Annotated in this window: 29 protein-coding genes, 2 tRNA genes and 1 other RNA gene; 14 read left to right on the top strand and 18 right to left on the bottom strand. The window is 71.1% G+C overall.

Annotated elements, in window-relative coordinates:
- The first annotated feature begins 8 nt into the window (after window positions 1–8).
- From O9K63_RS09440 to O9K63_RS09450, 3 genes are all read left to right on the top strand, one after another.
- The gene (locus tag O9K63_RS09440) at window positions 9–1004 is read left to right on the top strand and encodes an ArsA-related P-loop ATPase (protein ID WP_277237324.1); all 996 of its coding nucleotides are present in this window, start codon (window positions 9–11) and stop codon (window positions 1002–1004) included.
- Window positions 1004–2161: an ArsA family ATPase gene (locus O9K63_RS09445; RefSeq protein WP_277237326.1), complete on the top strand. Its 1158-nt coding sequence runs from the start codon at window positions 1004–1006 to the stop codon at window positions 2159–2161. Before O9K63_RS09440 ends, O9K63_RS09445 begins: the two co-directional genes overlap by 1 nt.
- A 64-nt stretch (window positions 2162–2225) precedes the next feature.
- On the top strand, window positions 2226–4736 hold the full coding sequence (locus O9K63_RS09450; protein WP_277237328.1) for a transglycosylase domain-containing protein: 2511 nt from the start codon (window positions 2226–2228) through the stop codon (window positions 4734–4736).
- 96 nt (window positions 4737–4832) lie between these two features.
- On the opposite strand, the gene O9K63_RS09455 is transcribed toward O9K63_RS09450, so the two are convergent.
- Window positions 4833–5291 (bottom strand): GatB/YqeY domain-containing protein, encoded by a 459-nt coding sequence (locus tag O9K63_RS09455; protein ID WP_277237330.1) that lies wholly within the window; start codon window positions 5289–5291, stop codon window positions 4833–4835.
- A gap of 57 nt (window positions 5292–5348) precedes the next feature.
- Here O9K63_RS09455 and O9K63_RS09460 point away from each other — a divergent pair, with 57 nt between their 5' ends.
- From O9K63_RS09460 to O9K63_RS09495, 8 genes are all read left to right on the top strand, one after another.
- Window positions 5349–6290 carry a metallophosphoesterase gene (locus tag O9K63_RS09460; protein WP_277237332.1) on the top strand — a complete coding sequence of 314 codons (942 nt, stop codon included), beginning with the start codon at window positions 5349–5351 and terminating at the stop codon, window positions 6288–6290.
- Entirely contained in the window at window positions 6287–6847 is a 561-nt protein-coding gene (locus tag O9K63_RS09465; protein ID WP_277237334.1) for a hypothetical protein, read from the top strand. The genes O9K63_RS09460 and O9K63_RS09465 overlap by 4 nt, the downstream gene beginning before the upstream one ends.
- A 75-nt stretch (window positions 6848–6922) precedes the next feature.
- A tRNA-Pro gene (locus tag O9K63_RS09470) sits at window positions 6923–6999 on the top strand.
- Window positions 7000–7120: 121 nt separating this feature from the next.
- Window positions 7121–7546, top strand: a complete 426-nt coding sequence (locus tag O9K63_RS09475; RefSeq protein WP_277237335.1) for a VOC family protein — start codon at window positions 7121–7123, stop codon at window positions 7544–7546.
- 42 nt (window positions 7547–7588) lie between these two features.
- A complete protein-coding gene (locus O9K63_RS09480; RefSeq protein WP_277237337.1) occupies window positions 7589–7744 on the top strand; it encodes a hypothetical protein in 156 nt (51 codons plus the stop codon).
- Window positions 7741–8334, top strand: coding sequence for a YoaK family protein (locus O9K63_RS09485; RefSeq protein WP_277237339.1), 594 nt, complete (start codon window positions 7741–7743; stop codon window positions 8332–8334). The genes O9K63_RS09480 and O9K63_RS09485 overlap by 4 nt, the downstream gene beginning before the upstream one ends.
- A gap of 13 nt (window positions 8335–8347) precedes the next feature.
- Window positions 8348–8710, top strand: coding sequence for a YchJ family protein (locus O9K63_RS09490; RefSeq protein WP_277237341.1), 363 nt, complete (start codon window positions 8348–8350; stop codon window positions 8708–8710).
- Window positions 8710–9447, top strand: coding sequence for an enoyl-CoA hydratase-related protein (locus O9K63_RS09495; protein WP_277237343.1), 738 nt, complete (start codon window positions 8710–8712; stop codon window positions 9445–9447). Before O9K63_RS09490 ends, O9K63_RS09495 begins: the two co-directional genes overlap by 1 nt.
- Before the next feature lie 42 nt (window positions 9448–9489).
- Here the strand turns inward: O9K63_RS09495 and O9K63_RS09500 are convergent, their stop codons facing one another.
- The 11 genes from O9K63_RS09500 to O9K63_RS09550 form a co-directional block, all read right to left on the bottom strand.
- Window positions 9490–10689, bottom strand: coding sequence for a pyrophosphate--fructose-6-phosphate 1-phosphotransferase (locus O9K63_RS09500; protein ID WP_277237345.1), 1200 nt, complete (start codon window positions 10687–10689; stop codon window positions 9490–9492).
- Entirely contained in the window at window positions 10686–11564 is an 879-nt protein-coding gene (locus O9K63_RS09505; RefSeq protein ID WP_277237347.1) for a LytR C-terminal domain-containing protein, read from the bottom strand. The genes O9K63_RS09500 and O9K63_RS09505 overlap by 4 nt, the downstream gene beginning before the upstream one ends.
- A 223-nt stretch (window positions 11565–11787) precedes the next feature.
- A complete protein-coding gene (locus O9K63_RS09510) occupies window positions 11788–12891 on the bottom strand; it encodes an aspartate-semialdehyde dehydrogenase (RefSeq protein ID WP_277237349.1) in 1104 nt (367 codons plus the stop codon).
- The gene (locus O9K63_RS09515) at window positions 12888–14162 is read right to left on the bottom strand and encodes an aspartate kinase (protein WP_277237351.1); all 1275 of its coding nucleotides are present in this window, start codon (window positions 14160–14162) and stop codon (window positions 12888–12890) included. The genes O9K63_RS09510 and O9K63_RS09515 overlap by 4 nt, the downstream gene beginning before the upstream one ends.
- Window positions 14163–14364: 202 nt before the next feature.
- A complete protein-coding gene (locus O9K63_RS09520; protein ID WP_277237353.1) occupies window positions 14365–14919 on the bottom strand; it encodes a DUF5063 domain-containing protein in 555 nt (184 codons plus the stop codon).
- Window positions 14912–15511, bottom strand: a complete 600-nt coding sequence (recR, locus tag O9K63_RS09525) for a recombination mediator RecR (RefSeq protein WP_185991479.1) — start codon at window positions 15509–15511, stop codon at window positions 14912–14914. Before recR ends, O9K63_RS09520 begins: the two co-directional genes overlap by 8 nt.
- Window positions 15512–15567: 56 nt before the next feature.
- Window positions 15568–17826: a DNA polymerase III subunit gamma and tau gene (locus tag O9K63_RS09530; RefSeq protein WP_277237357.1), complete on the bottom strand. Its 2259-nt coding sequence runs from the start codon at window positions 17824–17826 to the stop codon at window positions 15568–15570.
- Window positions 17827–17892: 66 nt separating this feature from the next.
- Complete coding sequence (locus tag O9K63_RS09535) at window positions 17893–18465, bottom strand: NADPH-dependent FMN reductase (protein WP_277237359.1); 573 nt, start codon at window positions 18463–18465, stop codon at window positions 17893–17895.
- Between the two features lie 76 nt (window positions 18466–18541).
- Window positions 18542–19531: a hypothetical protein gene (locus O9K63_RS09540; RefSeq protein ID WP_277237361.1), complete on the bottom strand. Its 990-nt coding sequence runs from the start codon at window positions 19529–19531 to the stop codon at window positions 18542–18544.
- Window positions 19532–19663: 132 nt separating this feature from the next.
- Window positions 19664–19760: signal recognition particle sRNA small type (gene ffs, locus O9K63_RS09545), an RNA gene on the bottom strand.
- A gap of 139 nt (window positions 19761–19899) precedes the next feature.
- Window positions 19900–19989, bottom strand: a tRNA-Ser gene (locus tag O9K63_RS09550).
- Between the two features lie 84 nt (window positions 19990–20073).
- On the opposite strand from O9K63_RS09550, the gene O9K63_RS09555 reads away from it, so the two are divergent.
- The 3 genes from O9K63_RS09555 (at window position 20074) to O9K63_RS09565 (ending at window position 21419) form a co-directional block, all read left to right on the top strand.
- The gene (locus O9K63_RS09555; protein ID WP_277237363.1) at window positions 20074–20538 is read left to right on the top strand and encodes a DUF3817 domain-containing protein; all 465 of its coding nucleotides are present in this window, start codon (window positions 20074–20076) and stop codon (window positions 20536–20538) included.
- 75 nt (window positions 20539–20613) lie between these two features.
- Window positions 20614–20916, top strand: coding sequence for a type II toxin-antitoxin system VapB family antitoxin (locus O9K63_RS09560; protein ID WP_277237365.1), 303 nt, complete (start codon window positions 20614–20616; stop codon window positions 20914–20916).
- Window positions 20917–20918: 2 nt separating this feature from the next.
- Window positions 20919–21419 (top strand): LytR C-terminal domain-containing protein, encoded by a 501-nt coding sequence (locus O9K63_RS09565; RefSeq protein WP_277237367.1) that lies wholly within the window; start codon window positions 20919–20921, stop codon window positions 21417–21419.
- A gap of 22 nt (window positions 21420–21441) precedes the next feature.
- On the opposite strand, the gene idi is transcribed toward O9K63_RS09565, so the two are convergent.
- From idi to O9K63_RS09595, 6 genes are read right to left on the bottom strand one after another with little or no spacing between them, the layout of a single operon-like run.
- The gene (idi, locus tag O9K63_RS09570) at window positions 21442–22035 is read right to left on the bottom strand and encodes an isopentenyl-diphosphate Delta-isomerase (protein ID WP_277237369.1); all 594 of its coding nucleotides are present in this window, start codon (window positions 22033–22035) and stop codon (window positions 21442–21444) included.
- Entirely contained in the window at window positions 22032–22787 is a 756-nt protein-coding gene (locus O9K63_RS09575) for a glycosyltransferase family 2 protein (RefSeq protein ID WP_277237371.1), read from the bottom strand. The genes idi and O9K63_RS09575 overlap by 4 nt, the downstream gene beginning before the upstream one ends.
- Window positions 22780–23298 carry a hypothetical protein gene (locus tag O9K63_RS09580; protein ID WP_277237373.1) on the bottom strand — a complete coding sequence of 173 codons (519 nt, stop codon included), beginning with the start codon at window positions 23296–23298 and terminating at the stop codon, window positions 22780–22782. The genes O9K63_RS09575 and O9K63_RS09580 overlap by 8 nt, the downstream gene beginning before the upstream one ends.
- Window positions 23299–23329: 31 nt before the next feature.
- A complete protein-coding gene (locus O9K63_RS09585; RefSeq protein ID WP_277237375.1) occupies window positions 23330–24232 on the bottom strand; it encodes a prenyltransferase in 903 nt (300 codons plus the stop codon).
- Window positions 24229–24540: a lycopene cyclase domain-containing protein gene (locus O9K63_RS09590; protein ID WP_277237377.1), complete on the bottom strand. Its 312-nt coding sequence runs from the start codon at window positions 24538–24540 to the stop codon at window positions 24229–24231. Before O9K63_RS09590 ends, O9K63_RS09585 begins: the two co-directional genes overlap by 4 nt.
- The gene (locus O9K63_RS09595; protein WP_277237379.1) at window positions 24537–24860 is read right to left on the bottom strand and encodes a lycopene cyclase domain-containing protein; all 324 of its coding nucleotides are present in this window, start codon (window positions 24858–24860) and stop codon (window positions 24537–24539) included. The genes O9K63_RS09590 and O9K63_RS09595 overlap by 4 nt, the downstream gene beginning before the upstream one ends.

Here is a 24860-nt window from a genome sequence, read left to right on the forward strand (position 1 = left end):
TGACGGGTGTGGACTCCCCCTCGGACCCCCGCGTGAGACTGCACGTCGTGACCGGCAAGGGCGGGACGGGCAAGACGACCGTCGCCGCCGCGATGGCGCTGGCCCTGACGGCTCGCGGTCAACGGGTGCTGCTCGCCGAGGTGGAGGGGCGTCAGGGGATCTCGCAGGTGCTGGACGTGGCTCCACTCGGGTCGAGCGAGCGCCACCTCGTGAGCGACCCCTCCGGAGGAGAGCTCTTCGGCCTGTCCGTGGACCCCAAGAGCGCGCTGATGGAGTACCTGCAGAAGTTCTACAAGCTCGGACGTGCGGGCTCCGTCCTCGAGAAGGTCGGGGCGGTGGACTTCGCCACGACGATCGCTCCGGGGGTCCGGGACGTCCTGCTCATCGGCAAGGTCTACGAGGCCGTCGGGCGGCAGACGAAGGGGGCCCGCAAGCGCCCCGTGTACGACGCGGTCGTCCTCGACGGTCCGCCCACGGGACGGATCGGCCGGTTCCTCGCGGTCAACGAGGAGGTCTCCGAGGTCGCCCGGATGGGGCCGATCCACAACCAGGCCGAGTCGATCACCCGTGTCCTGCAGAGCCCGGCCACGTCGGTGCACGTGGTGACGCTCCTGGAGGAGATGCCGGTCCAGGAGACGAGGGACGCCATCGCCGAGCTCGGTGACCTCTCCCTGCGGGTGGGGTCGGTCATCGCCAACGGCGTCCGCCAGCCGCTCGTCGCGGAGGAGCACGCTGCGGCGGTCGCGAACCAGGCCCCGGAGGTGAGGGACGCGGTGAGCGAGGCCCTCGGCGTCGTCGACATCAAGGCCGGACCGGCGATGGTCTCCGGACTGCTCCGCGAGGGCGCCGACCACGTGATGCGGGCCCGGCTGCAGCTCGAGCAACAACAGGTGCTGGCCAGCCTGCCCGTCCCCGTCCGCACGCTGCCGCACCTGGCCGACGGCGTGGAGTCCGGGGACCTGCGGGTACTCGCCGGCACCCTCGCCGAGCAGGGAGGCGTGTGATGGCCCCCCGGACCGAGACGGCCCTGGACCTCGATGCCGTCATCGCCGATCCCGCACGACGGATCATCGTGTGCTGCGGCTCCGGTGGCGTCGGCAAGACGACGACCGCTGCCGCACTGGCCGTGCGCGCCGCCGAGCAGGGACGTCGCGTGGTCGTCCTCACGATCGACCCCGCCCGACGGCTGGCCCAGTCCCTCGGGCTGGACGAGCTGGACAACACTCCACGTCCGGTGGCGGGCCTGGACACCTCGGCGGGCGGTTCGCTGGACGCGATGATGCTCGACATGAAGCGGACCTTCGACGAGGTCGTCGAGGCCCACGCCTCGCCCGAGAAGGCCGCGCAGATCCTGGCCAACCCCTTCTACATCGCGGTGTCCAGCTCCTTCGCCGGGACGCAGGAGTACATGGCGATGGAGAAGCTCGGGCAGCTCCGCGCCCAGATCAGCGACGGGTCGCGCGACTGGGACCTGATCATCGTCGACACCCCGCCCTCACGCTCCGCCCTGGACTTCCTCGACGCCCCCAAGCGACTGGGGTCCTTCCTCGACGGACGCTTCATCCGACTGCTCATGGCGCCGGCGAAGGTCGGGGGCCGCGCCTCCCTTCGCGTCTTCGGTGCCGGGGTCTCGCTGGCCGGCGGGATCATGACGAAGCTGCTCGGCGGGGAGATGCTGCGCGACATGCAGACCTTCGTCGCCGCCATGGACACCATGTTCGGTGGCTTCCGTCAGCGGGCGGACCAGACCTACGCGCTACTGGCCGACCCGGAGACCTCCTTCCTCGTCGTGGCCTCACCGGAGCGCGACGCGATGCGGGAGGCGGGATTCTTCATCGAGCGGCTGGCCAGCGAGCAGATGCCTCTGGCCGGGCTCCTCGTCAACCGGGTGCGCGTCACCGCCGCCAAGCAGCTGAGCGCGGGGCGCGCCGAGGACGCCGCGGACCGGCTCGGGGCCACGGGGACCCACCCCCTCGCGGTCTCGCTGCTGCGGGTGCACGCCCAGGCCGCCGAGGACGCCGCCCGTCACCGAGCGATCATCACCCGCTTCCGCACCTCGCACCCGGGAGTGCCGGTCGGCACGGTCCCGGCGCACCCGGTCGACATCCACGACCTCACTGGGCTGCGCGACATCGGGAAGGCGCTCGCCGGACGTTCGTGACAGGGCGCCGAACCGCCGCCGAGGTTGCCGGACCCGCTCAGGTTCGGACGTTACCCTTTGCCGCATGTCTGCCTCCCGGATGCCACATCTTGCCCGGCTGCTCGGCGCCTTCGTCGCCGTGTCGGTCGGCATCGGACTCGTCGGTGCCGGACTCGTCATCCCCTTCGCCGGTGCCTCCGGGAACGCGGCGAAGGCCACCGCGCAGGGATTCAACAACCTCGATGACGAGTTCACGGCCAACCCCCTGGCCCAGCAGTCGAAGATCTTCTCCGCGGACGACAAGCTCCTCGCCACGCCCTACGACGCGAACCGCATCGTCGTGCCCCTGGAGAAGATCGCACCGGTGATGCGGAAGGCGCAGCTGGCCATCGAGGACAGCCGCTTCTACGAGCACGGCGGCATCGACGTGCGGGGCACGAGCCGCGCCCTCGTGTCGAACCTGACCTCGCAGTCGACGCAGGGCGGGTCCTCGATCACCCAGCAGTACGTGAAGATGATGCTGGTGGAGAAGGCCGCGCGCAACGACAACCGGGAGGCCGTCGCAGCGGCGACGGAGCAGACGTACGCGCGCAAGCTCCAGGAGCTGAAGTACGCGCTCAACGTCGAGAAGACCCACACGAAGAAGCAGATCCTCGGCAGCTACCTCAACCTCGCGTACTACGGCGACCAGGCCTACGGCGTCGAGGCCGCGTCCCTGCACTTCTTCAGCAAGAACGCGAAGGACCTCGGGCTCTCCGAGGCCGCCACGCTCGCCGGAGTGGTGCAGTCCCCCAGCCGGCTCAACGCACGCACGAACACCGAAGAGGTCCAGAAGCGACGCGATGTCGTCATCGACCGGATGGTCGAGCTGGGCTGGGCCACCCAGGAGGAGGGTGAGAAGGCCAAGGCCAAGGACCTGGAGGACCTGCTCAAGATCCGCCAGAACGAGGGCGGCACCTGCTCGAAGGCCGTCGACCCGTACTTCTGCAACTACGTCATCGCCTACCTGAAGCAGATGCCCGAGCTGGGTCCGAACCCGGACGCGCGCATGCAGACGGTCAACACCGCCGGTCTGAAGATCAAGACGACCCTGCGCCGGGACTGGCAGAAGGAGCTCAAGGAGGACCTCACGGACAAGGTGCCCAACGGCGACGACAAGTTCGGTGCGGCCGGCGCCGTCGTCGAGCCCGGCACCGGCAAGGTGCGGGCCATCGCCCAGACCTCCGAGTACAAGGTCGGGATGGAGCAGGCGACGACCCGGTACTCCGAGCAGGCCTGGACGGTCCCGGCGCAGTACGGAGGGACCAACGGCTTCGCCATCGGGTCGACGGCCAAGATGTACGCGCTCGTCGCGGCCCTGGAGAAGGGCATGCCGATGTCGGCGACCGTCGACGCCCCGTCGGCCGGCATCAGCAACCCCCACCAGTTCTCGCCCGACCAGTTCCAGGACAACTGCAGCACCAGCGCCCCGACCTGGGCGGTGTCCAATGACTACCAGATCGGCGGCGAACTGACCCTGGCCGAGATGACCGCGAAGTCCATCAACACCGCCTTCGCCCAGCTCGCCGCGGACATCGGCTCGTGCTCGATCCCGAAGGTCATGGCGAAGATGGGCCTCACCGACGGCTACGGGCTGCCCTACGGGCTGGCCCAGAGCGGCGGCGAGAAGATCAAGGGCAAGTACGCGATCTCCAACATCGTGCTCGGGTCGGACTCGACCTCGCCGCTGCAGCTCGCGTCCTCCTACGCCACCCTCGCCGCGGGTGGCAAGTACTGCCCGCCGACACCGATCCAGTCCATCACCCGCGCCGACGGCACGAAGATGAAGATCGAGAAGCCGAAGTGCAAGAAGGTCCTCGACAGGGGGGTCGCCCGCGGCGTCACCGAGCTGCTGCGCGGCACCCTCGAGGACGGCGGCACCGCGGCCGGGCAGAAGCTCGACGGTGGCCGCGAGGCAGCCGGCAAGACGGGCACCACGGACAACCACAAGCAGTCCTGGTTCGCCGGCTACACCCCGCAGCTGTCGACCGCCATCTGGGTCGGCTCGCCGATCACCGAGTTCGAGATGGACAACGTCACCATCGGTGGCCAGTACTACGAGAACGTCTTCGGCAGCACCCTGGCGGCGCCGATCTGGAACAACATCATGAACGTCGCCTCGAAGGGGATGAAGGAGAAGGACTTCCCGGAGCCCGGGAAGAAGATCGTCAAGGGTGACCTGCGGGACATCCCCGACGTCGTGGGCGAGGGCCCCACCCAGGCGAGGGCCGCCCTGGAGAAGGCCGGGTTCAAGGTCACGGAGGGAAGCACCGTGGCCAGCAACCAGCAGGCCGGGGCGGTCGCGTACACCGACCCGCGGGAGGAGGCCCTCAAGGGATCGACGGTCACCATGTACATCTCCAGCGGGGTCCCGCCGTACACACCCCCGCCGCCACCGCCGGAGCCGACGACGGCGGCTCCCCCGGCGCCGACGCCGGCCCCGGCGCCGGAGCCGGCGCCGACGAGCACCCCGACGTCCACCTCGCAGGCGCTGGGGCAGGGCAACAACGGCAACGGCAACGGCGGTGGACCCTCCTCGACCGGTTCACCGAACTGAGGCCATGACGAAGTGGGCCGGTCACCATCACGGTGACCGGCCCACTTCGTCGCTCCTGCGTCGCACTCCGGGGCGACGCGTGCCTCATGGGGCCGGTCAGCCGACGAGCCGGGCCTTGACCATCGCGGCGACGGCGCCGCCGTCCGCTCGGCCGGCGACCTCGCCCTGGACGATCTTCATGACCTGCCCCATCTGGGCCATCGAGGTCGCGCCGACCTCGGCCACCGCCCGGTCGACGATCCCCGCCAGCTCCTCGTCACCGAGCTGCTCCGGCAGGTAGACCTGCAGGTCCTCCAGCTCGGCCTCCTCACGCTCGGCGAGCTCGGGCCGCCCGGCCTCGCGGTAGGCAGTGGCCGACTCCTTGCGCTTCTTGGCCTCCTTGGCCACGACCTTCAACGTCTCCGCGTCGCTGAGCTCGTGGGCCTCGGTGCCGGAGACCTCCGCGTTGCTGATGCCGGTGAGGACCATGCGCAGGGTGTCGACACGGACCTGCTCCCGGGCACGCATCGCGGCGTGGAGATCGGTGCGGAGGGTGGCCTTCAAGGAGTCGCTCATGGACCTGATTGTCGCAGGATCCCCCCTTCGCCCATGACCATTTGCGAGGATGAGCCGGTGACCACTCCCCTGCCGCTCCGCCTCGCGGCCTACGGCGCCGCCACGGGTGGGGCCGCCCTGGCCTGGGCCACCCTGGTCGAGCCGCGGCTGTTCGCCCTCCGCCGGTACGCCCTGCCCGTCCTGCCGCGGGGCTCGCGACCGCTGCGCGTGCTCCAGGTGAGCGACATCCACATGGTCCCCGGCCAGCGCGCCAAGCAGGAGTGGGTCCGCTCACTCGCTGCCCTCGAGCCCGACCTCGTGGTCAACACCGGCGACAACCTCAGCCACCTCCGGGCCGTCCCACCGGCGCTCGAGGCGCTGGCCCCCCTGCTGGAGCGGCCGGGCGTCTTCGTCATGGGGTCCAACGACTACTTCGCACCGACCCCGAAGAACCCCGCGCGCTATCTCACCTCGGCCTACGCCGAGGTCCCGGACGGTCAGGTCCCGCTCCCCACCGAGGAGCTGCGCGCCGGCCTCGCCGATCGTGGCTGGGTCGACCTCGACAACGTGCGCACGACGATGGCGGTGGAGGGCAGCCGTCTCGATCTCGTCGGCGTGGACGACCCGCACATCGAGCGCGACGACTACGCATCCGTCAGCGCGCCCGCCGACCCCGACGCGGCGCTGACGATCGGCGTCGCGCACGCGCCGTACCAGCGCGTCCTCGACGCCATGACCGCCGACGGTGCGCGCCTGGTCATCGCCGGTCACACGCACGGCGGGCAGCTGCGTGTCCCTGGCTACGGGGCGCTCGTGACCAACTGCGATCTCGACCGCCGCCGCGCCAGAGGAGTCTCCCGTTGGTGGACCGGGGCCGGCTCCGGTCGGGTCCAGCCGCCGGATGCGGCCTGGCTGCACGTCTCCGCCGGGTTGGGCGCCTCGCGCTACGCGCCGGTGCGCTTCGCCTGCCGTCCGGAGGCGAGCCTGATGACCTTGACGGCGGCAGAGGCCCCCCGATGAGGGTCCACGAGGCCGTTGCCCTGGGTGCCGCCGTCGTCTTCGCCGCAAGCACCACGACATGGGCCCTGGCGACGGCGCAGCCGGCCGTGGGCCCGGCGCCCCCGTCCACCGGTGGGCCCCCGACCTCCTCGTCGACGACGACCACCTCCTCGACCTCCACGTCGAGCACCTCGACGACGAGCACGACCGAGGCCGTGGTCTCGGCGACGGAGGACCTCGTGACCGAGGCCGAGCCGGTGGAGGCGCCGCCCGTGGCGCCGTCTCCCGAGCCGACCAGCACGTGGGTGCCCGAGCCGTCGGCCACCTACGCCCCGGTCGAGCCGACGTGGGCGCCCGTGGTCCCACCGCTCGAGCCGCTCGACCCGGACACGCCACAGGGGACCACCGTGGACGGCGGTACGTCCGATCCCGGCACCACCCGGACTGGGACGACGGATGACGGTGCCACGACGGGCGACGGCGACGAAGGGGCGAGCGACACCCCCGGGCCGGAGGGTGAGTCCACGAGCCCGGGCCTCCTCGACCCGCTGTTATCACCCGACGACGGGCAGGGCTGACACCCGATTACGGGTCGAAGCAGTCTCTGGGTTATTCTTCCTTGTCGTTGCCCACTGCGGGCAGCGCAAGCACCTCGGGGTGTGGCGCAGCTTGGTAGCGCGCGTCGTTCGGGACGACGAGGTCGCAGGTTCAAATCCTGTCACCCCGACCATCTGACACCGGCTCTGATCCACGGATCAGGGCCGGTGTTTCGTTCTGACGGGCCCCATCCCCGCGCCCCGTCGACCGTGCGGTCTACTGGGGACGGATCCCACGTCCCTCAGGAGATACCCATGACGCACCGCCCCTGCTTCCACCTCGCCATCCCGGTCGACGACATCGACGCCGCTCGAGAGTTCTACGGCGGCGTGCTCGGGCTCGGGCAGGGGCGTTCGGACACGCGGTGGGTCGACTGGAACTTCTACGGCCATCAACTGGTCACGCACCAGACCTCGGGCGGCGTCCCCGGCCCTGCGGGTCACAACCCCGTCGACGACCACGAGGTGCCGGTGCCCCACTTCGGGCTCGTGCTCGACCACGACGACTTCCACGACCTCGCGGAGAAGCTGCGGGCGGCCCACGTCGAGTTCGTCATCGAGCCGTACGTGCGGTTCGAGGGACAGCCCGGGGAGCAGTGGACGATGTTCTTCCTCGACCCGGCCGGCAACGCCCTGGAGTTCAAGTCCTTCGCGGACGAGTCCCAGATCTTCGCGACCTGAGCCGCGGCCCGCTCCCCCCGTCCCTCGTCGTACCCTGCCGTCATGGGCATCCTCGGCTACCTCGGCAGAGTGGCCGGCCCCGATCGGACCCCCGCGCTCAACCACCAGCTGGCAAGCCTGCTGGCGCTGGTCGCCGGGATCCTCAACTCGGTGGGTTTCGTCGCCGTCGCCTTCTACACCTCGCACATGACCGTGTGACCGCGATCGTGGCGGACCAGATCGTCATGGGTGACTACTACCTCGTCGGGATCGGAGTGCTGTCGATCGTGTCCTTCATCTGTGGCGCGATGGTCTGCGCGATCATCTTCAACTGGTGCCGGCGTCGGGGTCTGCGCAGTCGCTACGCCAATGTGCTGCTCATGGAGGGTCTGCTGATGCTGCTCTTCGGTCTGCTGGCGGAGCGACTCACGATCCCGGGACGCGAGCTCGTCTTCGTGCCCGTGCTCTGCTTCACCATGGGCCTGCAGAACGCGATCATCACGAAGATCTCGGGTGCACAAATCCGCACGACCCACGTCACCGGGATGATCACCGACATCGGTATCGAGCTCGGCAAGGTCGCCTACGTCAACCGACTCGCTGGGAGCACCCCGGTCGCCGGGTCTCGCGGGAAGCTCTTCCTGCACACCTCCCTCGTCGCGCTGTTCGCGATCGGCGGGGTCATCGGTGCCGTCGGATACCTCGCGCTGGGCTTCGCCGTCCTCGTGCCCTGTGCGCTCCTGCTGGTGCTTGCCTCCCACCAGCCGTTGCTGGCCGACCTGGGTGCCCGCGTCGAGGGGCACGCCTGACTACGCTGCGACCATGAGTGACGAGCCCTGCCCCTGTGGCACCGGTCGAGCACTGTCGCAGTGCTGCGGACCGCTGCTGACCACCGAGCGTCTCGCCGAGACGGCCGAGGAGCTGATGCGCAGCCGGTACACGGCCCACGTCTTCGGCAACGCGGAGCACCTGTGGCGCACGTGGGACGGCCGTACCCGGCCGGCCGTGGTCAATCCCGGCGAGGCCCGCTGGACGGGTCTGGAGATCACCGAGGTCGTCGACGGCGGCCCGGACGACATGACCGGGACGGTGGTCTTCACCGCCACGCACGAAGGGGGCGAGCTGGCCGAGCGCAGCGAGTTCACCCGGCGCGGTGGACGCTGGTTCTACACGGGAGGTCGATGATGGGCGAGGTCCGTTACGAGGTCGCCGAGGGTGTCGCGACCATCACGCTGGCCGCGCCGGAGCGGCGCAATGCGCTCTCGGTGGAGATGTCGCGCGAGCTCATCGACGCCGCCCGCACGGCGGAGGCCGATGCCGGCGTGGGTGCCGTCGTCATCACCGGCGGCGCGCACTTCTGCGCCGGCGCCGTCCGCTCCGTCCTCGCCGAGACCGGCAAGGACCCGGTCGAGGACACCGCGTACCGCGACCTCGAGACGGTCTACTCGGCGTTCACGACGATCGGGACGCTCGACGTGCCCACGATCGCAGCGGTCCGCGGCGCGGCCGTGGGAGCGGGACTGAACCTCGCGCTGTCCACCGACCTGCGGGTCGTCTCGCGTTCCGCGCGTCTCCTGCCCGGCTTCGCCCAGATCGGGATCCATCCCGGTGGCGGCCACCTGCACCTGCTGCACCGGGTCGCGGGGCGGGAGGCGGCTGCGGCCATGGGGCTCTTCGGCGAGGAGGTCGACGGCACGAGGGCCGTCGACCTCGGGATCGCGTGGTCCGCCCACGAGGACCCCGAGGTGGAGGACGCCGGCCGGGCCGTGGCCGCCCGGGTGGCGGGCGACCCCGATCTGGCCCGGCGGGTGCTGCGCAGCTTCCGTCGCGAGACCGCTCCCGGCGGTCTGGCGTGGGACTCAGCGGTCGAGGTCGAGCACTCCCCACAGATGTGGTCCCTGCGCCGCAAGCACGGCTCCTGAGCAACCGCACGACCCCGGGGAGATGCGGGCCGGGTGGCGGGGTCAGGACTGGCCGATGGCCCGTCGCAGGTCGGCGAACCACTCGACGGTCGGGTCGAAGGCCCCGCCACCGGCGATGCGGTCCAGCTCGATCGCGCGCAGCTCGTCGTCGCGCCCCACGTCCTGGCCGATGACGCCCGAGCCGCCCGCCAGCGCGGTCTCGACCGCCAGGTCGGTGCACCGGGCGATCAGCTCCAGGTCCTCGGCGTTCGGGGCGGCGGAGCGGGCGAAGTAACCCGACTTCCACACCTTCGCCTTCTCCGCCCCGAGCCGCTCGGCGAAGGTCTCCGCGAAGTATGCGCCCGGGTTGACCTCGTCGAGGGCCACGTGACCGAAGGCGTCCCGCGGCACCCGCTCACCCGCGGCCTCGAGCGAGGCGACAATGTCGTCCACACCGGCACCCTCCGCGAGGAAGACGTTGACGCACCCGATCTCGTCCATGACCGCCCTGAGTCGCTCACCCTCCGCGTCGAGGTCGACGGGCACCTCGGGGACGTAGACGGCGTGCACGTCCCACCGGCGGGGGTCGTTGCCGATCCCGGGGACGAACTCTCGCCCGAGCAGCTGGTCCCGGTACCGACGCGCGGTCTCGGCCGTGAGCCAGCCGCTGTGCCGCCCCATCACCTCGTGGATGATGAGCATCCGCGGGTTCGAGGAGTGCTCGCCGATGATGTTGCGGGCGAAGAGCGCCCCCTGCTCGGCCGCCGTCCACGCCCCCAGGCTCTGCCGGATCGGGATGATGTCGTTGTCGATCGTCTTGGGCAGCCCGATGACCCGCAGGTCGTGGCCCGCCTCGACGAGGTGGCGGGCGAGGTCGGCCGCCGTGGTGTTGGTGTCGTCGCCACCGATGGTGTGCAGCACGTCGACCCCGTCCTCGAGCAGCTGCTCGGCCGCGACGCGAAGGGGGTCGTCCCCCTTCGCCACGAGGCCGCGGCGCACGAGGTCCTCGGCATTGGTCAGCTTGACCCGGGAGTTGCCGAGCGGGGAACCACCGAAGGCGTGCAGACGGCCCGCCGTTGCCCGCACCTCATCGGTGACCTCGACGCTGCGGCCGGCAAGCAGGCCGGCGTAGCCGTCGAGGTAGCCGATGAGCCGCACCTCGGGGGCGCGGTCGGTGTAGCGCTCGATGAGCCCGCCCACCGCGGACGAGAGGCACGGGGCGATACCCCCGGCCGTCAGCATCGCGACGGTGCGGACGCTCACGTGCTCTTGCAGGGCAGCTGGATCGTCTCTGCCGGACGCTCGTAGGGCTTGACCTGCGGGACCTCGCTCGGTGCCTTCAGTCCGTCCCACTCGTTGCCGAGGACCAGGTCGAGCGTGGTTCCGCTGCGATCGTCCTTCTGCATCTGGATGTCCTCGACCTGCTCAGCCAGTCGCTTGGCCGCTCGCTCGCCCTCCGGACCGAACCGGATGACGCCGACCTCGTTCTTGTGGAAGGAGTTCTGCGGGTCGTTGCCCGTCTTCTTGACCGTGAACTCACGCTCCTCGAGGACCTTGCTGGTCTCTGCCGCCAGCCCCTCCTTCCACGTCGTGTTGTAGACGTTGACGGAGATCTCGGCCGGCGCCGGCAGCGGCGGGTCGGGCTCGTCGACGAGCTTCTCGAAGCCGTACCCCAGCACGAGCTGGACGCTCTCCCCACCGCGGGCGTCGTTCCACAGCTTGGAGCCGGGGATCTGCTTCTGCACCAGCAGGGCGTTCTTCAGACCCTCGTCGCCGAAGTAGATGGTCGCCGGGCCCTCGACGTACACGGAGTCGTCGGCATTGCCGATCGAAGCGACCTTGAAGTCGCGCAGCTCGAGGTCACGTCCGACCTCGCTGGCCAGACCGACGGCGTCGCTGCTGTTGAGGAGGTTGATCTTGAAGGACTCGCGCTCGGGGGCCGGCGCGGCCACCGGGGCGCAGTCCACGGTCTCGTTCATGCCGAGCAGACCGGTCCCGTAGGCCGTCGCGACCGTCGCGGTCCCCAGGATGAGCCCGGGGAGGGTGACGAAGAGGAGAAGACGGCGCCGACGCTGACGACGGAAGTGCCTGGCGGCGGCTCCCTCGAGCTCGTCGAAGCCGACGACTCGATACGACACGGGACCTTCGTCGTGCGGGTCCGCTCCGTGGTTCTGATCAGTCATCTACACCCCTCCCCTGAGTCTCCATTGTAGAGGAACTTCATCTCCTCATGAGCCACACCAGTCACACAAGCAACACGGGTGGATCGTTCCCGGACCGAGACCGATCGGGCACTCACGAGCATGGACGCCCGGGGTGACGAACCGGTTGCATGATGGTCACGACCCGGCCGCACCATGGTCAGCCCCGGGAGACGGCAGGAGCGCCCCGGCCCCGCTCGGCGGAGATCATCTCGGCGACCGTGAGCATCGCCGTGGCACCACGGCGAATGGTGTCGGCACTGACGAACATGTCGATGTGGTGCCCCGCTCCCTTCGGCTGCCGGATCCGGCCCACGAAGCGTGGGTCGATGCCCACGCTGTCCACGGGCGTCGGCACCTCCCCGGTCCGCTCGTCGAGGTAGACGAGGGACGGCGCGGCCACGTAGGCCTGTCGCACCTTGTCCGGGGAGACCGGCCGTGCGCACCGGGCGTGCAGCGCCATGGAGTGCGCCATGACCACCGGCACCTGGACGAGGGTGACCACGACTGGCACGGTGGCGGCGAGGTCGAGGATCTTGCGCACCTCGTGGTCCACCGCGCGCTCGGCGGTGGTGAAGCCGTCATCGGTCGCCTCCCCCACCCACGGGATGACGTTGAGCGCCAGCGGAGCGGGGAAGGGGGACGCGACGGGCAGGTCGGACACGGCCGCCCGCACGTCCCCGGGGTGCTGTCCGATCGTCGGCTCCGCGGCGACGGTGTACAGCTCCTCGCGCAGTCGGGCGACCCCCCGGTCCGACTGGGACACCGCGGCGATGAGGCCCGTGACGACGAGGTGCTGCAGCTCCCACCCCTGGTGCAGGACGTGGGCGGCGTCGATGAGTCCCCACGTGAGCGGTCCCGGCAGGGCGACGATGCCTCGGGGCCGGTGGCTCACCAGCTCGGAGTTGATACCCGGGACGACGAGCGGGACATCCTCGTCCAGGCGATGCGTAGAGCTGGCGTCGATCACGACGGCGCCGGCCGCCACCGCCCGGCTCGCCCACTCCCCCGTCACCTCGGACGAGAGGTTGAACAGCGCGACGTCGACGCCGTCGAAGGAGTCCTCGCGCAGGGTCTCCACCGGCTGCTCACGCCCGCGCACGGTGAGGGTGCGGCAGGTCACCCCCGGTGCGTAGAGACGGATCTCGCCCCACGGGTCGTCCCGCAGGGCGAGAGCGGAGGCGATCGCCTCCGCGAAGCGCCCCGTCGCCCCCACCAGGGCCAGGGTCGGCCCTGCGGTGGACGGCGACGGGGATGCGGTCACCGCCCGGTACCCGCGTAGACGACCGCTTCGCCGTCCTCGGAGTCGAGACCGAAGGCCGTGTGCAGCGCCTGGAGCGCGTCATCGAGCTGCTCGACGCGCGTGACCACGGAGATACGGATCTCCGAGGTCGAGATCATCTCGATGTTGATGCCCGCGTCGGCGAGTGCCTTGAAGAAGGTGGCCGAGACGCCCGGGTTGGTGCGCATGCCGGCGCCGATCAGCGAGAGCTTGCCGATCTGGTCGTCGTACCGGATCGAGTCGAAGCCGACCTCGTCCTTGGTCTTCAACAGCGCCTCGACGGCCACCTGCCCATCGGACATCGGCAGGGTGAAGGAGATGTCGGTGCGGGCGGTCTCCGACTCGGAGACGTTCTGCACGATCATGTCGATGTTGACCTGGGCATCGGCCACGGTCGTGAAGATCTGCGCGGCGCGACCCGGCTCGTCCGGCACGCCGACGACGGTGATCTTGGCTTCACTGGCGTCGTGGGCGACGCCGGCGATGATGGGTTCTTCCATGGCCTGGTTTCCTTCGGTATCGGGGGGCAGGACCCACGTACCCTCCTTCGGGGAGAAGGACGAACGCACGTGGATGGGCATCTCGGAGCGACGCGCGTACTCCACGCACCGCAGGTGGAGGATCTTGGCGCCGCTGGCGGCCATCTCCAGCATCTCGTCGTGGGAGATGCGATCGATCTTGTGGGCCTTGGTCACGATGCGCGGGTCGGCGGTGAAGATGCCGTCGACATCGGTGTAGATCTCGCAGACGTCGGCCTCGAGAGCGGCGGCGAGCGCCACCGCGGTCGTGTCGGAGCCGCCCCGGCCGAGGGTGGTGATCTCCTTCGTCCCCTGGCTCACGCCCTGGAAGCCGGCGACGATGACGATGTGCTTCTTGCCCAGCGCCTCGGTGATGCGGCCGGGTGTGACGTCGATGATCTTCGCCTTGCCGTGCGAGGTGTCGGTGATGACGCCCGCCTGACTGCCGGTGAAGGAGCGCACGCTGTGGCCGAGGTCGGCGATGGCCATCGCGACCAGCGCCATCGAGATCCGCTCACCGGCGGTCAGCAGCATGTCCATCTCCCGCGGGGGCGGGACCGGACTGACCTGCTCCGCGAGGTCGAGCAACTCGTCGGTGCTGTCACCCATGGCGGAGACGACGACGCATACGTCGTTGCCCGCCTGCTTGGTCTCGACGATGCGGTGCGCCACTCGTTTGATGCTCTCGGCATCGCCGAGCGAGGAACCGCCGTACTTCTGGACAACCAGACTCAAAGGAGAACTCCGTGATCTGCGGGTCCGGCCCGGGCACGGACCGGCGCGTCACCCCGCAGGATAACGACACGGCGGTTCCCGTGCCGCATCCGTCCACCAGACCGTTACCCTTCCGGCAGCTCTTCCGCCCCGTCAGCGGGCCGTGGCGCCGCGCGTGAGGCTCGTCACGCGGTCTGGTGGAGGCCGCCTCCCCGCTGCTGGGTCAGGTGTGCAGGGCGTCGAACTCGGCCTCACCGACGACGTCGGCGTCGGCATCGAGCCGCAGGTGCGCCAAGAGCGTCTGCAGGACGCGCACGGCCATCGCGGCACGGTCGCCCCAGTCCGCGAGGTAGCTGTACTGCCACCACCACAGGGCCTCGGTCGGCCGGCCGGCCTCGTGGTGCGCCAGCCCGTGCGTCAGTGCCCCGGCGATGATCGCGAGGTCGTTGCTCAGCGAGCCGGTCGCCCGCTCGGGCGAGGTGACCGGGTCGGCGACGTCGTCGTACTCGTCGACCTCGGAGAGCAGCTGGGCGAGGCCGGTGCGCAGTGGGTCGAGGTCGGTGTCCGGGCCCGCGTCGTCCTCGAAGCGCTGCTCGAGGACGATGTCGTTGATCGCCCCCAGCCGGGCACCGACGAGCTGGATCTGGCTCGTCGTCAGCAGCAGGAGCGGGATGGCGCTCTCGGGCGCGGCCCCCGAGGCGATCTCGGCGACGGTCGCCAGCCAGGCACTCGCCTCAGCCGCGCACTCGTCGGCCAGCAGGGTGGTCTCGTCAGGCATCGAGCAGCTTCCTCCCTTCGAACGCGCGACCGAGGGTGACCTCGTCGGCGTACTCGAGGTCCCCACCCACGGGCAGCCCGGAGGCCAGGCGGGTCACCTTGATCCCGAAGGGGGAGAGCAGCCGGGCCGTGTAGGACGCGGTGGCCTCGCCCTCGAGGTTGGGGTCGGTCGCGATGATCACCTCGGCGACGCTGCCGTCGGACAGCCGCGACATCAGCTCGGTGAAGCGCAGGTCGTCCGGACCGACGCCGTCCATCGGGGAGATCGCACCGCCGAGCACGTGGTAGCGGCCGCGGAACTCACGGGTGCGCTCGATCGCGATGACGTCCTTGGGCTCCTCGACGACGCAGATGGCGCTGGGGTCGCGGCGGGTGTCCGCGCAGATGCGGCACTGCGGGCCCTCGGCGACGTTGCCGCAGGTCTCGCAGAAGGAGACCTTGTCCTTGACCTCGCTGAGGGTCTGGACGAGCCGCTGGACGTCCTGCGGGTCGGCCTGCAGGAGGTGGAAGGCGATCCTCTGGGCACTCTTGGGACCGACCCCGGGCAGTCGGCCGAGCTCGTCGATCAGGTCCTGGACCACGCCTTCGTACACGCCTCGACCCTACGCCCACCGGTGACCACGTGGGCCATCGGAGGGAGGTGGGCGGTTCACTCCTCGCGGATGACGGCTCCGCCGAGGATGCGCTCGATGACGGCCGGGCCGGCAGCACCGGCATCGACGATGTCCTCGTCGTCGTCGCTGACCGAGGCGTCGTCAGGCTCGCGCGGCGCACGCGGCTCGGGGGCGGGCGGCGAAGGGGGGCTGCTCGCCTGCTCGGACCCGGTCGCCGGACCGGCGGTGGCCCACGAGGGCGCGGAAGAGGCGGACGCCGGCGTCGACCCCCAGTCGGCACCGGAGGGTCCACCAGCCGGGGCCGGGACACCCATGTCATCCGCAGGAGCGGCCTGGGCCCGGGGCTCACCCGGCCCGGTGGGCCCGCCTCGGCCGGCAGCGGGCGGCGCGGACGCACTCTGCGGGGGCGGTGAGTAGGTCGCCTGGGAGCCACCGCCGGCCGGCGGCTGGCCGCTCTGCTGGTGCGGGACGCCCTCGACGCGGGCGTCGACCCCCAGGGCATCGATGAGTGCCTGGCGGACCACCTCGGCGTGGGAGCCGTTGCGGAAGGCGTTGGCCAGACCGGTCGTCGCGATCCCGAGGACCAGACGTTGCCCGTCGTACGAGAGCACCTGCGCGTGCTCGGACAGGAAGGTCCAGGTCGCCCGGCGCATCTGGTAGATCCGCCCGAGGACGTCGGGCCAGGCCCGGCGCAGCGCCTCGACGTCGATGTGGCTGCTCGTCGCGGCTGCCCCCGCCGGCTCATCGGCCGCAGGCTGCTCGGGCGCCTCGGCCGGCGGCTCACCGCGGTCCGGGCGCGCCCCGGTCTGCTGCTCCGGGGTCGGCGGCTGCGAGTCGGCCGCGGCCGGCGCGGGCCCGGCGGCCTCGTGCGCGGAGACGTCGTGCGCCGTGGGGCGTGGCTCGGACGCGCGCCCCTGCGGCGCCGGCGCCCGCGGGGCCGACTCGTGCGGCGTGACCGCATGGTCCGGGCCCCGCCCGGTCGTCGCCGCGGCAGGCGCAGCCTGCGCGATGGGGGCGTCCTGCTGCGGGCCCGGCGCCGGGCGCTGGGGCACGGCGGCCTGACGCGGTGCGTCGCCCCTCGCCGGGGCTGCGTCCTCGCTCCTGGGGCCACCCCCTTCGCCCGTGGGCACCCCTCCCACGTCGAGACGGCGCTCGAGGCGGTCCAGTCGGGCCGCGTAGCCGGACTCGCCGGCCGCGGCCGGCAGGAGCACCCGGGCGGCGATGATCTCCAGCTGGACGCGTGGGGAGGTGGCGCCGGTCATCTCGGTCAGGCCGGCGTTGATGATGTCCGCCGCCCGGGAGAGCGACGCGGGACCGAAGACACCGGACTGCTGACGCATCCGCTCGATCTGGTCACCGGGCAGCCCGCGCAGGATCGCCGCGGCGCCCTCGGGCGCGGCCGCGATCACGATGAGGTCCCGGAAGCGCTCGAGCAGGTCCTCGACGAACCGGCGCGGGTCCAGGCCGGTCTCGATGACCGAGTCGATGACGGTGAAGACGCCTCCGGCGTCGCCGGCCCCGAAGGCCGTGACCGCGCGGTCGAGCAGCTCGTCGTCGGTGAACCCGAGGAGCGCGGCGGCCCCCTCGTAGGTCAGGCCCCGCTCGTCGCTGCCGGCGATCAGCTGGTCGAGGACGGACAGCGAGTCCCGGACCGACCCTCCGCCGGCGCGCACGACGAAGGAGAGCACGCCGGGCTCGAGCGCCACGCCCTCGGCGGCGCAGAGCTGCTCCATGTAGTCCTGCAGCCGCGCCGGCGGCACGAGGCGGAAGGGGTAGTGGTGGGTGCGCGAGCGGATCGTGCCGATGACCTTCTCCGGCTCGGTCGTCGCGAAGACGAACTTCACGTGCTCCGGCGGCTCCTCGACGATCTTCAGCAGGGCGTTGAATCCCTGCGGCGTCACCATGTGCGCCTCGTCGATGATGTAGATCTTGTAGCGGCTCTGCGCCGGCCCGAAGGACGCCCGCTCGCGCAGGTCACGGGCGTCGTCGACACCACCGTGGCTGGCCGCGTCGATCTCGATGACGTCGACCGAGCCGGCACCACCGCGGGCCAGCGCCACGCACGAGTCGCACTCACCGCACGGCGTGGGGGTGGGCCCCTGCTCGCAGTTGAGGCAGCGGGCGAGGATGCGTGCGCTCGTGGTCTTGCCACAGCCGCGCGGCCCGGAGAAGAGGTAGGCGTGGTTGACCCGCCCGGAGCGCAGCGCCTGCATCAACGGCTCGGTGACGTGCTCCTGGCCGATGACGTCGGCGAAGGTCTCTGGCCGGTAGCGGCGGTACAGGGCGGTGCTCACGGGACGACCCTACTTGCGCTTCCCGACAGCCGTCCCCCGAGTGGGGACCGGCTGTGGAGGATCACCTCAGGGGCGAAGGGAGGCGGTCGCCTCGGTGAGCTTGCGCAGCTGCGCGAGCAGGTTGCGCAGCTCCTTGGCGCGACGCTCGGCCGGGGCGAAGACGAGGCTGCCGTCCTCCGCCTCCGTCGTCTCGAGCATGGTGGAGAAGGAGACCTGCCCCCGGGCGACGTGCATCTGCGGGTTGGCGAGGATCGTGCGCCAGTGCTCGACCGCGCGCACGCCACCGTCGGCTCCGTAGGAGACGAGGGCGACGCCCTTGTGGACCCACTCGGGGAAGAGCACGTCGAAGGCGTTCTTCAGCGCGGCGGGCACGCCGTGGTTGTACTCCGGGGTGACGAAGACGAAGCCGTCGAACTCGTCGATCTTCTTCCCCCAGCGCACGGTCTTCGGGTTTTCGTACTGCCGCTTGGCGGCGCCCGGGACGACGGGCTCACCGAGCAGGTCGAGGTCGTAGTCGGCGAGGTCCACGAGCTCGTACTCGGCGTCGTCACGGCCCTCGGTCTGCTCGAGGACCCAGTCGGCGACCTGCTTCCCGAAACGACCGGGGCGGGTGCTGCCGAGGATGATGGCGATCTTCACGAAACTCCTTCGCGGTTGCGGACCGACCGGGGCCCGCCGCCCCGGGTGGGACGGCGGGCCCGATCACGATGCTGAATCAGGCGCGCGGCTCGTCGTCGCGACCGCGCAGGTCATCGACCTTATCGCGCACCTTGTCCATCATCCCCTCACGCTTCGCGTGCTGGGGGCCGTCCGACCGCGGCTCGGGGTCGAGGTGCTCCCGTCCTGCGTCGCCGGGCCGGTCCGCGCCGACCCCACGGTCGTGCTCGCGGCCGTCACCACCCACGAGGTCACTCTGGTCGGCGGGGCGGTCAGCAGCGAAGCCCTCGTCACGACTCCCGGGGTGGTCGGAGCCGAAGCCCTCGTCACGACTCCCGGGGTGGTCGGAGCCGAAGCCCTCGTCACGACCCACGGGACGATCCGAACCGAAGCCCTCGTCACGACCCACGGGACGATCGGAGCCGAAGCCCTCGTCACGACCCACGGGACGATCGGAGCCGAAGCCCTCGTCATGACCGGCGGGACGGTCGGCGGCGAAGTCCTCACGCTGCTCGACCGGACGGCCGGTGGCGCCGGAGTCGCGGTCCGAGGCGCCGTACGCACCGGCACCCGCGCCGGCGGCGCCGGCACCGGCTGCGGTGGTCCCGGTGCCGCGACCGTGGCGATCGTCATCCGCGCGGGCATCACCGCGGACCTCCGGGTCCTTGGCGTCCGCCGCGCGCAGCTGCTCCTCGTGGGCGAGCCTCTCGCGCTCGGCGTCCTCCGCCTTCCGACGCGACTCGTCATCGAGGCGCTCGGCCTCCACCCGGCGGCGCTCTGCCTCCGCCGCCCGCTGCTCGGCCTCGGCGGCGGTGCGGTCCGCCTCCGCGCGGGCGGCGCGGGCATCGGCATCGGATGACCTGGCGTCGGCCTCGCGCGTGCGCACCTCCCGCTCACGCTCGGCCGCCTGGGCGCGCATCTGCTCGGCCTCGGCGCGGTCGCGCTCGATCTTCTTCTTCTTGGCCCCCTTGGCGAGCATCGACGCCAGAGCGACGAGCACCAAGAGGACGATGACAGCGACGATGATCCAGATCCACATGTTGTCCATGGAGCTCCTCCTTCACGGAGGCGGTCGTGGTCACGACCGCACTTGGCACCACGCTATGGGGATCTGCGCCGCGCGCCAGTCGAAACGGCGCCACGATTTCGCTCCGGCCCGCCATGCCGGGCGTCAGGGCACAAAAAGGACACCCCGCGCACCTGGAAGAGCTCGCCTACCCTTGCTGCATTCCTGCCCTGGGGGAGTTCGGTGAGGTACCACCACGCGGGGTGCCGATCGCTGAGTCTACGTGTCCCTGGCTGCTCCGCGAAAGCGGGTCCCGACACCACCGCGCAGGCGGGCCGAGCCGCCGCCGGGGGCGGCCCCCTTCGCCTCGGGCATGCGGAAGGCCCCGATCCACGGATCGGGGCCTTCGGTGGCGGAGGATGCGGGATTTGAACCCGCGAGGGGTTTCATCCCCAACACGATTTCCAATCGTGCGCACTAGGCCACTATGCGAATCCTCCGCGGGAGAGATTACCCGAGCCACCCGCCTGCCCGAAATCGAGTCGATTACCCGCCGTCAACACCTGTGGGCGACCATGGTGGGCATGACCCCTCCCTCCCCCCGTCGCCTGTTCATCACGGTCGCGACCGCCGAGGCCGTGACGTGGTCGCTGCTGCTCATCGGCATGTTCCTCAAGTACGTCACGCAGACCACGGAGCTGGGTGTGCGCATCGGCGGGATGCTGCACGGGGTGGTCTTCATCGCCTTCGTCCTCGTGACGCTCATCGTGTGGGTGGACCAGAAGTGGCCCACCCGGCGCGGCCTCATCACCCTCGCCACGGCCATCCCACCGCTGGCGACGCTGTGGACCGAGCGCTGGCTCGACCGCGACGGTCACCTTGCCTCCACGTGGCGTCTGGGGGCGAAGGGGGCGGCCACCTCTCCCCCGGAGAGGCTCGTCTCCGGGGCGCTGCTCCGCCCCGGCCTGGCGGCACTCGTCCTCGTCGTCGCCGTCGCACTCCTCACCGGCGTGGCCCTCTTCATCGGGCCCCCCGTCCCGACCTCCTGACCCTCGGAGTCAAGAGTCGGTCACAAGCACGCGACCCGTGCGACCATCCGGTCCCACCCCTCATATCGTGTCGGGGTGATCTTCCAGACCGTCGGCGACGCCCGTCCCTACCCGGACCACGGTCGGACCACGCCGCGCGACTGGGCGGACATCCCGCCGCGGGCCGTGCGCCTCGAGCAGCTGACGACGACCCGCAGCGTCCTCAACCTGCACGACCTGCTCGCCGAGGACTCCACCTACTACGGCGATCTCTTCCCGCACGTCGTGGCGTGGCGTGACCGGATGTACCTCGAGGACGGCCTCCACCGCGCGCTCCGCGCCGCACTGGTGCAGAAGCGGCCCGTGCTGCACGCCCGCGTGCTCGAGCTCCCGGACTGACCATGGCCGCCAACGACCACTACGGGGAGTCCAACGAGGCCCGGGCGCGGCGCCGCAGGTCGATCATCACCTTCAGCCTCGTCATCCTGATGCTCTTCTTCGCGGTGTGGTACGCGCTGTCGTACATCCGGGCCGACGCGACCCGCGACGCCTCCCCCACCACGTCCTCCTCGACGTCCTCGTGCGACCTCACGCCCGAGGACGTGGAGGTCAACGTCTACAACGCGACCGACCGCCCCGGCCTGGCCGCGCAGGTGGCCAGGGGTCTGCGCGGGCGCGGCTTCGTCGTCAAGACGGTCGCCAATGACCCCAAACGCGCCGAGCTGACCGGCCCGGGTGAGCTGCGCTACGGGGCCGTGGGCGAGGCGGGCGCCGACCTGGTCGACGAGCACGTCGGTTCCTTCGCGCGGAACCTCGACGAGCGGACCCGGACGAACGTCGACGTCGTCCTCGGCCCCACGTTCGACGGCCTCGTGGACAAGAAGCAGGTCCCCGACTGCTGAACCGCCGGACGCCGGCTGCGGGTCAGGACGTCGAGCCGGGGACCTGCTCGCCCCACGTGTCCAGGTGCCGTGCCCGCAGTTGGTCCCACTGCTCGAGCAGCCAGGGGCTCAGCGCCCAGGGCGCGGCATCCACGGCAGCGGCCAGCTCGGCCCCGGTCAGCCACGCGTGGTCCATGACCTCCTCGGAGTTCGGGCGGACCCCGTCCACGGCGCGGGCGGCATAGACCGGACAGACCTCGTTCTCCACGATCCCGGAGGTGTCGACCGCGCGGTAGCGGAAGTCCGGCAGGATCGGCCGCAGGGCCGTGAGCCGTAGGCCCAGCTCCTTCTGCGCGTACCGGTGCACCGCGGCCTCCGGGTCCTCGCCCGGTCGCGGGTGGCCGCAGAAGGAGTTGGTCCACACACCCGGCCACGCCCGCTTGACGAGGGCACGCCTGGTGAGCAGCACCCGTCCTGCCTCGTCGTGGACGTAGCAGGAGAAGGCGAGGTGCAGCGGGGTGTCCTCGCCGTGGACGTCCTCTCGCGGCGCGGTCCCCACGGGCCGACCCTCCGCATCGAGGAGGACGACCTCGTCGCGTGGTGGTCCCGGCGTCGATGTCCTGGTCGTGCTGCTCATCGGTGGCTCCCTCGGGTCTCGTCGGTGTCCTGCAGGTGGAGCGTGACCGCCCACCGCTCCCACGGCGGCGCGTCCCGCCAGTTCAGGCGGAGCGTGCGGAAGGCCCGGCCGAGGCGTCGGCGCCACTGCCGACCACCCCGCAGGGATCTCGCCGACACCCCGACGACGAGCGACGGGTCGAGCAGGATGTCGGCCCCGGGCCCGAGCACGAGGGCCAGGTCGAAGTCGTCGTGCACCTCCAGCTCGCGGTGCACGAGATGGGCCACCCGCTGCCAGGCCGTGCGGCGCACGGCCATCGAGGATCCCCACAGCACGTGGTGCCCGGCGGCCGCCGCACCGAGCAGGTAGTAGCTGCCGAGGTAGATGACCGACAGCAGTCGGCCAAGGCCAGGGGGCGCGTCGTGGAAGACGCCGATCCCCGTCACGGCCTCGGCACGGGGATGGCCGGCCAGGACGGTCCCGATCCGCTCGACCCAGTCGGTGGGTGGGCGCGTGTCCGCGTCCAGCCGGGCGATGATCGCCCCCCGCGCGGCGTCGTAACCGGTCGCCGTCGCGTACGCGATGCCCACGGTCGGCTCCTGCACGACGCGGGCACCGTGCGCGAGCGCCACCGCGGCAGAGTGATCGGACGAGGAGTTGTCCACGACGATGATCTCGAGCGGTGGCTCGCTCTGCCGGCCCAGGGCGCGGAGACACTCCCGCAGGTGCTCTGCGTCATCGCGCACCGGGATGACGACGCTGACCTCAGACATCCCCGCCCCCTCGGTGCCGAGCCAGGACGACCGACCCAACGCCGGCACCGACGGTGCCGGCGAGCAGGTCCCCCATGGTGTCGTCGTAGCCCACGACGATGCCGTCGTCGAGCACGCTGTGGCCGAACCACTCGCCCGCCTCCCAGACGACTCCGAGCAGCGTGCCCAGCGCCACGGTCACCAGCACGGTCCCCGTGCGCGACGCACCGGCGGGGAGCGCCCCCGTGCGGAGCAGCACCACGACCAGCACGACGGCCAGCTGACCGTTGACGGCGGCGTGGACGAGGAGGTCGAGGGCGGGCACCGACTCGTACCAACCGAGCGTGGCGGCCCAGGCCGCGAAGACGAGCATCGCGCCGCCCACGGCCTGGAAGCTCCCCGGCAGTCCTGCCACCCGCGGCACCGTCAGGCCGAGGAGGACGAGCGCGAAGAGCGCCACCACCACGGCTCCCCACCAGAAGGCGAGGCCGCAGGAGAGCACACCGGCCACCGCCACCACGTCGGTGGCCACGCGCGCCCACCGCGGGCCGTGGACGATCAGCTCAGGTCGCAAGGCTCATCCAGATGAAGAGCTGGGTCAGGACGAAACCGGTGAGGAAGTTGAGCCAGATGAAGCGGCGCCACCCCGCATTGGCCTGCTCGCACTCCCGGTCCGACAGACGCAGGAAGGGGGCGACACTCGCGGCGTAGGGCAGGGCGAGGAGGGCGGCCCAGGCCATGGGCCAGCCGGTGACCAGGAGCAGACCCCCGGAGACGAGGTACCCGAGGAAGGCCGCCCGCACGGTGGGCGCCGCGCCGAGGGCGGTGGCGACGGACGCGATGTCGGCCTCCCGGTCGGCCTCGATGTCCTGCACCGCACCGAAGGCGTGCGAGGCCATCCCCCACACGAAGAACGAGCCGAGCCCGGCGAGGACGGGCGAGGTGAGACGGGTGTCGGTGAGCGCCAGCCCCAGCACGGCCGGGCTGACGAAGTGGGTGCTCGACGTGATCGAGTCCAGGACCGGGCGCTCCTTGAAGCGCAGCCCCGGAGCCGAGTAGGCGACGACGGCGAAGAGGATCACGGCGAGCGTCATCGTGGAGACGATGTCCCCCCACAGGACGAGCAGGACCACGAAGGGGACGTTCGTCACCACGGCGGCCCACACCGTCAGGCGGTGCCAGCGCCGGGAGAGCACGACGCCCTCGAGCCCACCCTTGCGAGGGTTGCGCAGGTCGGACTCGAAGTCGAAGACGTCGTTCACGCCGTACATGAGCAGGTTGTAGGGGATGAGGAACCACAGCGTCCCGACGACGAAGGTGACGGTGAGACCGCCACCGGAGAGCAGGTAGGCCGCGGCGAAGGGGTAGGCCGTGTTGATCCAGCTGACCGGACGCGAGGAGCCGACGAGCTGACGGAGGGCACCACCGACCGAGGGGCCGAGGTCCGCGGACTCCGACACCGTCATGACCGCACCTCCCGCGCACCGATCAGCTCGTCCGCGGCGGGAAGCACCAGACCGGCGACCAGGGGCCAGGCCAGGTCCTCCACCGGGGCGAGCCACAGCCGCACGCCCAGCAGCGAGGACTCGTCGAACCGGAAGAGGTCGGTGAGGATCATCAGGCTGTCGAAGACCACCGTGAGCACCACCAGGACGGCGACGGTCGCGCCCGTCGTGAGCCACCACCGCGCGGTCAGGCGGCACCGGAGGGTGGCGAAGAGCGCCACGGCCGCCGACAGGGCGACGAAGACGCAGGCGAGGCCGGCGTACGTCATCGCGGGCTCGTCCCGAGGTGGCCGACGGCCAGTCCCACGAGCCCGCGCAGGACCAGGGTGGTGTAGCAGAGGAAGCCGATGAACAACAGCTCCTCGACCGGCAGCTCCGGCGCCAGCAGCAGCCCGGTCATGATCTCGCTCTCGCCCCGGTGGTAGAAGCCCAGCCGGATGGCCACCACGTCCCACACGAGGAAGAGCAGGATGCCACCGCCGAGGACGATGGCGCTGCGTCGCCGGGCGCGCCAGAGCACGAGCGAGAAGCGCGCGTCGAGCAGGGCCATGCAGCCGATGAGCAGCACGAGCACGGCCGCGTAGGCCAT

Source organism: Janibacter cremeus, from assembly GCF_029395675.1.
Taxonomy (GTDB): Bacteria; Actinomycetota; Actinomycetes; order Actinomycetales; family Dermatophilaceae; genus Janibacter; species Janibacter cremeus_A.